The sequence below is a fragment of the Pseudoalteromonas sp. AWM4_233 genome (genome assembly GCF_056158285.1).
The window spans coordinates 761-7,160 of sequence record NZ_JBSWSZ010000061.1 but is presented as its reverse complement, the minus strand read 5'-3'; the positions used below and the strand labels follow the sequence as shown (position 1 = coordinate 7,160).

Annotated in this window: 4 protein-coding genes and 2 pseudogenes; 4 read left to right on the top strand and 2 right to left on the bottom strand. The window is 39.2% G+C overall.

Annotated features, from left to right (window positions below):
* The 4 genes and pseudogenes from ACXAC4_RS19895 to ACXAC4_RS19880 all read left to right on the top strand — a co-directional run.
* Positions 1-286, top strand: a 286-nt coding sequence (locus ACXAC4_RS19895) for a flagellin (RefSeq protein WP_475164929.1), incomplete at its 5' end; no start/stop codon positions are given.
* Between the two features lie 335 nt (positions 287-621).
* Positions 622-759: pseudogene (locus ACXAC4_RS19890) on the top strand (flagellin N-terminal helical domain-containing protein); the annotation flags it as partial.
* Positions 760-812: 53 nt separating this feature from the next.
* Complete coding sequence (locus ACXAC4_RS19885; protein ID WP_475164927.1) at positions 813-3,401, top strand: PAS domain S-box protein; 2,589 nt, start codon at positions 813-815, stop codon at positions 3,399-3,401.
* A 108-nt stretch (positions 3,402-3,509) separates the two neighbouring features.
* Positions 3,510-4,500, top strand: a pseudogene (locus tag ACXAC4_RS19880) (response regulator).
* A 45-nt stretch (positions 4,501-4,545) separates the two neighbouring features.
* Here ACXAC4_RS19880 and ACXAC4_RS19875 read toward each other — a convergent pair.
* Positions 4,546-5,847, bottom strand: a complete 1,302-nt coding sequence (locus ACXAC4_RS19875) for a DUF3472 domain-containing protein (protein ID WP_475164925.1) — start codon at positions 5,845-5,847, stop codon at positions 4,546-4,548.
* A 57-nt stretch (positions 5,848-5,904) separates the two neighbouring features.
* Entirely contained in the window at positions 5,905-6,321 is a 417-nt protein-coding gene (locus ACXAC4_RS19870) for a discoidin domain-containing protein (RefSeq protein ID WP_475164924.1), read from the bottom strand.
* Between the last annotated feature and the right edge of the window lie 79 nt (positions 6,322-6,400).

Sequence of the window (6,400 nt, the reverse complement as noted above, 5' to 3'; positions counted from 1 at the left end):
AAGGTTAACGACGGTTAGATTCACCTCTTACACAGCACCTGAAAGTGCAAAAAATCTTGTCTCTCAAACGCAGTCTGGTCTAGGAGGTAGATTAAATACTGCAACTAGGATAACAGAAGCAAATAATAATCTAGATACAAACAATAAGTTAGCAAAAGCAGAGCTAATTGAGTTGGACATGGCAGAGGCCATCACCGAGTTAACAAAACATGAGACAGCTTTACAGGCGTCACAGGCAACTTTCGGCCGATTATCTAATTTATCGTTGCTAGATTATATTCGTTAATTATTATCATAAGAAAAAGGCTGCCATTTATTTGGCAGCCTTTTTTCGTTTAGGCTTTCAAAAAAGCAAAATAGAACAGTTTGAGTTTGATTAAAAACAAGAAAATGTAATATCTATTACAAAAATAACTTTATGTATTTATAGTATAAATATGTATGTAATTTAATTTAAATTTAAGTAAAAACAAGGGGTTAAATATTTTTTTTAAAAAATACTAAAGGAATTTTTTTGCCGCCCGATAACTTAAGTAACCAAGCCGGAGAGTAGAATTTAAACCGAAGGCTTAAAGTTAATAGTTTGAGAGTAAACAACAAGTTTACATCGGGAGAATTATCATGGCACTTTATGTAAATACTAACGTAAGTTCATTGAACGCACAAAGACAATTAAATAACTCTGGTAACTCGCTAGATGTATCATTCAAGCGTCTATCATCAGGTTTCAGAATTAACAGTGCAGCTGACGATGCTGCTAGGTGCTGTGTAAGAGGTGAATCTAACCGTCGTTAACCTTAGCAATACGTATTATGTTGCCCTACGTTCAGTTACGTATTGCTAAGGTTAACCTGGTAACTGGGACACAAGACTCCAGCACCTCACATATTGAACTTATTGCTATTTGCGTCGCGTTTGCCACCGTTTTATTAACTGCACTCGTAGGCATTATCAATGGAATGGTTCGCTATCGTATGCTGTTGGTGGAGAAATCTGCCGAAGAATCTCGTTTAGATGCTATTTTAAGTACAGCTATTGATGGCATTGTGACTATTAACATTAAAGGAAGAATTTTAAGCTTTAATAAATCTGCAGAAGCTATTTTTGGCTGGCAGCAACAGGAAGTTCTCGGACAAAACGTTAAAATTTTAATGAATGACGAAATTGCTGCACATCATGATGATTACTTATTAAATAGTGGCAATCATGAGCTTAAAAAAGTAATTGGCATCAACAGAGATGTTTGCGCAAAACATAAAGATGGCCATTTATTTCCTATTCGTCTTGGCCTTGGAGAAGTGAAACAACCAGGTGAAGAGACTCTATTTGTAGGGTTTATTACTGATTTAACTCAGCAACGCGCCCTGCAACAGAGTCTAGAAGAAAAAGAACTACAATATCGTACCTTGATGAATAATACACCCGGTGCTGTATTTCGTTGTTTACTTGATAAAAACTGGACGATGCTGTTTATTAGCCCACGAGTCTTTGAATTAACCGGTTACACAGCACAGGAGTTCACATCAAACGAAGTAGCATTTGCAGATATCATAAATTCCAAGGATGAGCAGCACATAGCAGATGCCCTAGACGACGCCATCTCAAATTCTAACCAATACGCTGTTGAATATAGAATTAAACACCGTAATGGCCAAACAGTTTGGGTACTAAATCAAGGCACAGTTAACCATAATCCAGATTCCAACGACAAATGGATAGATGGCGTGCTAGTCGACATAACCTCACGTCATGAATATGAGGAGTCATTAAAGACAGCCAAGCAAGAAGCTGAAGCCGCTGCACAAGCCAAACAAGCATTTATGGCGAATATGAGTCATGAAATCCGCACACCAATGAACGCTATAATTGGCTTTAGTGATATTTTGATGGATAGCCCGCTTAGCAAAGAACAACAAAAGCATATAATTACTGTGAATAGTTCGGCCAGGTCATTATTACATTTATTAAATGATGTACTCGACTCCGCAAAGCTAGAAAAAGGTAAATTAGATATCACGCTTGAACACTTTAATTTGCAGGCTCTACTAGATAATATCGTTTCAACCTTTTGGCTTGAAGCGAAACGAAAAAACTTACTTCTCGATTTAAAAATAGCCGAAAATGTTGCGCCAATATACATTGGAGATGATTCGCGTATTCGCCAAGTATTAAACAACCTAATTGGTAATGCGATTAAATTTACTGAAACAGGCTCTGTGACAATTAGTATCAGTAAAACGCAAAACAATCAGTTGTTTTTTGAAGTGCAAGATACAGGCATTGGTATCGCAAAACATAGACTAAAAGCAATTTTCCAGCCATTTGAGCAAGCTGATGGAACTATGACTCGCCGTTTTGGTGGCACAGGGTCAGGAACAACGATTAGTAAGCAACTGGTAGAGTTAATGGGTGGCAGCATTAGTGCTGTGAGCACAGAAAACAAAGGAAGTTGTTTCTTTTTCTCTTTACCTCTAAAAGAAGGTGATATTAATAAAGTTGATAAATTAAGTAATAATATCTTAAACCTGCCGCCTCTGAGAGTTCTAGTTGTTGACGATATAGAACAAAACCTCGAGTTACTGAATATTTTACTTTCTCAAGCTGGTCATGTTGTTACAAAAGCGAAGAATGGCTTAGAGGCTATCAGCGCCTTCGAAAAAAATAGCTTTGATGTAATTTTAATGGATATACACATGCCAGAGTGCGACGGGATTACAGCGTGTAAAGTGATTCGAGAAAAAGAGCAGCAACAACAACTTAAAAAAACCCCTATCATTGCCCTAACTGCCAGTGTTTTACAGCAAGACAAATTAACCGCAAAACAAGCCGGTATGAATGGCTTCGCTAATAAGCCCGTTGATATTCAGCAAGTTAACCATGAAATAGCAAAGGTTTTAGGGTTAGAAGTTAATACAATATCTCAACAACAGCCAGATAAATCTAAGCAGCATATCAACTATGCAAAAGGCCTGAAAATGTGGGGAAGTAGCGAAAAACTAAACTCAGAAATAGCAGCGTTTTTATCTGATCATTATGCCAATATGATTCGTTTAAAAGAGCTTAATACTGATAGTTCTGAGGTGAAAACAATTTTGCACACTTTAAAAGGCGTTGCCGGGAATTTAGCGCTAGGAAAACTGCTACATTTACTTTCTCAAGCAGAGAATGAACTAAGAGGGACTCGTTTTATTTCACTCATCCATGCATGTGAAGATGAATGGCATTTTTTACGCTCAAAAATAGCCGAAACAAAAACTCAAGAGGAACAAACATCCGTTACTATGATGCCTATGAGTGAGCTAAATAAAGCCTTAGACACACTGCTAGAGCACGCAAAACATGCCGAAATTGACGATGACTTTTTGGCTCAAGTGGCGTCGAACACCCCAGCCTGCTTTTAAATCGCAAATAAATGAAATTTGTGAACATTTTGACAATTTTGATTTTAATGCTGCACAGGAAGCGATTGAAAAATTGCAACGTGAAATAACTGCAAGTGAGGAGAAATCATGAGCGAACTTATTGAGCGCGAAAGAATTCTTATCGTAGATGATGAACCCGCTAACCTTAAAGTAATGCGTGAAGTATTAGGCAATGACTACCGCTTATCATTTGCGAAATCAGGTGAACTTGCATTGCAACTTATTAAAAATGAGCCGCCAAGATTAATTCTATTAGATGTGATGATGCCAGATATGAATGGCTTTGAAGTCTGTGAAATACTGAAATCTACACCAGAAACCGCTCATATTCCGATTATTTTTGTGACGGCTTTATCACATGAACAAGACGAATCTGAAGGCTTTGCGCTAGGTGCGGTAGACTACATTACAAAACCCATCAGCCCTGCAATTGTCCGAGCACGAGTTAAAACTCATTTATCATTAGTGCAAGCACAGCAATTACAGCTCGCTCATATTGATTTGATAAACCGTTTAGGACGTGCAGCAGAATACAAAGACACAGATACTGGTGAACACATTGCGCGTATGAGCCGTTACAGTAAAGTACTTGCACTTGCCTACGGAATGACTGAATTTCAAGCTGAGCAACTAAGACAAGCAGCACCGATGCATGATGTTGGTAAAATAGGTATTCCTGACGCCGTGCTTCTGAAGCCTGGGCGCTTGGATGAAAATGAATTCGAGCATATGAAGCAACATGCAACAATCGGGGCGAAGATTTTAGAAAACTCTCAGTTCGCCTTTATTACAGCTAGCACACAAGCTGGCACTTGAGCACCATGAAAAATGGGATGGAAGCGGCTACCCTTATGGACTAAAAGGTGAAGAGATTAGTATTGAAGGCCGAATAGTGAGTATTGCCGACGTGTTCGACGCACTAACCTCAACAAGGCCATATAAAAAAGCGTGGTCTGTTGACCAAGCTGTCGAACTTCTCAAATCTGAATCTGGTAAGCACTTTGATCCACAGTTAGTCGACTTATTTATAGGTCAGCTGGATGCAATTATAGAAATAAAAAATACATTCACTCGATAAATAGAGCCTCCTATCTGGAGGCTCTTTTATTACTAAGGTAAAGACTTAGAATACTATTTTAGGAATGTCTGTAGGGCTTCTTTCAAACTCGCTGCCATAAGGAGTGGGAGCGGAAAAAAAGCCTGTATTTTTTAGGTAAAACCCTTTCTCTGTCGTACCGCCTTGATAGTCAAAACGCGCATTTTTTTTGGCTGTGGCATCGTAAGTAAATTTAGCTTGGGTCACTTCTTGCCATTCCCCTCGCTCAGGTTTAGCCCATTGGTTTGTATAAATTGCACGACGTTCAAATTGCCCTGCCCCAGGTATGAAGTTCTCTAAAAATGAATAGGTGCCTTGATGATATATACTCGTCTTTGGGCGCCTGAAACTTGCAATTAACTGCCATTTTTCAACCATCGGATCATAAAAGTATGCTGTGAAATCAGTACTTTCAGTTCCTTCAACTGGCCTAATGTGAGTTAGAAAACCATATCGCGTGTCAGCTTTCCAATCGTATCGCATATAGCTTTGTCCGCCAGAGCCTTCATTGCCAAATTTACCTACATGCACATTTTTACCATGCTTTAAGGTCTGTATTCGGTACTCAGGTGGAATTAATGAAGGATCATCTGTTGAAAATGGACTCCAAATAGAGAATAACACTCTGCGCTCACTATCAGAGTTTACTTGTATACCAAAATAGCCCCCATCAAAACCATTCGCCATGTAATACGAGCCTATTGCATCGGCTCCTTTTGGCACTTCTATTTCGCTATAAAACCACGGGTAATTCATCGTTTGAGAAGGCAACGAGTATTGCAGGTGAACCGAAGGGCCTCGACGTCCCCAGTAAAAGTCATCTTTGACATAACTAACTTTACCTAAAGCCACTTCGCCGCCGATTTTAATCTCACTTATGGCTGGTAAAAGCGTTTCTGCTTGCTCTAATCCCGTGATGGTTAACTTTTGATAACCTAATTCATCAAGGTTAAATGTACCAACAGGTACGCTCATTGGTTGATTATTTTTTACTGTTACAATTTTGCTTTGCCCAGCTATCGAAACTTCAATTGTTGCAGGTTTGTCTTTCACAAAGGTTTGCAAAGAAACGGCTAACTCACCTGTTTTAGATGTGTAAAAATAAGTGCTTAAACTGCCTTGTTCAGCAAACCAATGGGTCACACCACTCTTGTCTATCAGCTTATCTGACAGCTCAACATTATTATCAATCCAACTGTTTCCTGCCACTGGAATACTGATCGTTGTCTCTATCTTTTTATCTTCTAACTGTAACTGCTGATTTCCACATGCGACCAAGGAGGTCAAAAAAAGCGATAAAACAGCCGTTTTTATTCTGTGATTGTTCATTTTCTTTCCCACAAAAAAGCACTATCCGTAATAACGAATAGTGCTCCTTAAAACAGTTTATGGATTTATACGAACAGAGAACTCTGCCGCAGATGCCCAAGCACCACCACCTTGCTCCTCAAGAGCAACAAATTTAACGTAACGCCCATTTGTCGCTGGAAGAATGGCTGATTTTACATCACCATTTGAAGCCCATTCACCTTGTGCAACAGGCTCACCAAATTCAGTTGCTGTTTCACTTACGTACACTTCATATTTAACTACAGTACCATTACCGCCACCTGGGCGAGGCGTGTAGTCAAATTGAGCAACCTCATAAGACAGCCCTAAATCAATAACAACGTCGTGTGGGTAAGTAACTGAACTGTCACTCCATGATGTATGCCAGTGCGTGTCAATATCACCATCGAACGCAAGCTCAAGTTCATTTCCAACCTCAGCTGCAGAACTTGATGTTGCAGAAACGGAGCTCATGTCAATTGCTTGAGTTAGGTGCTGGAGTCTTGTGTCCCAGTTACCAGGTTAACCTTAGCAATACGTAACTGAACTTGTA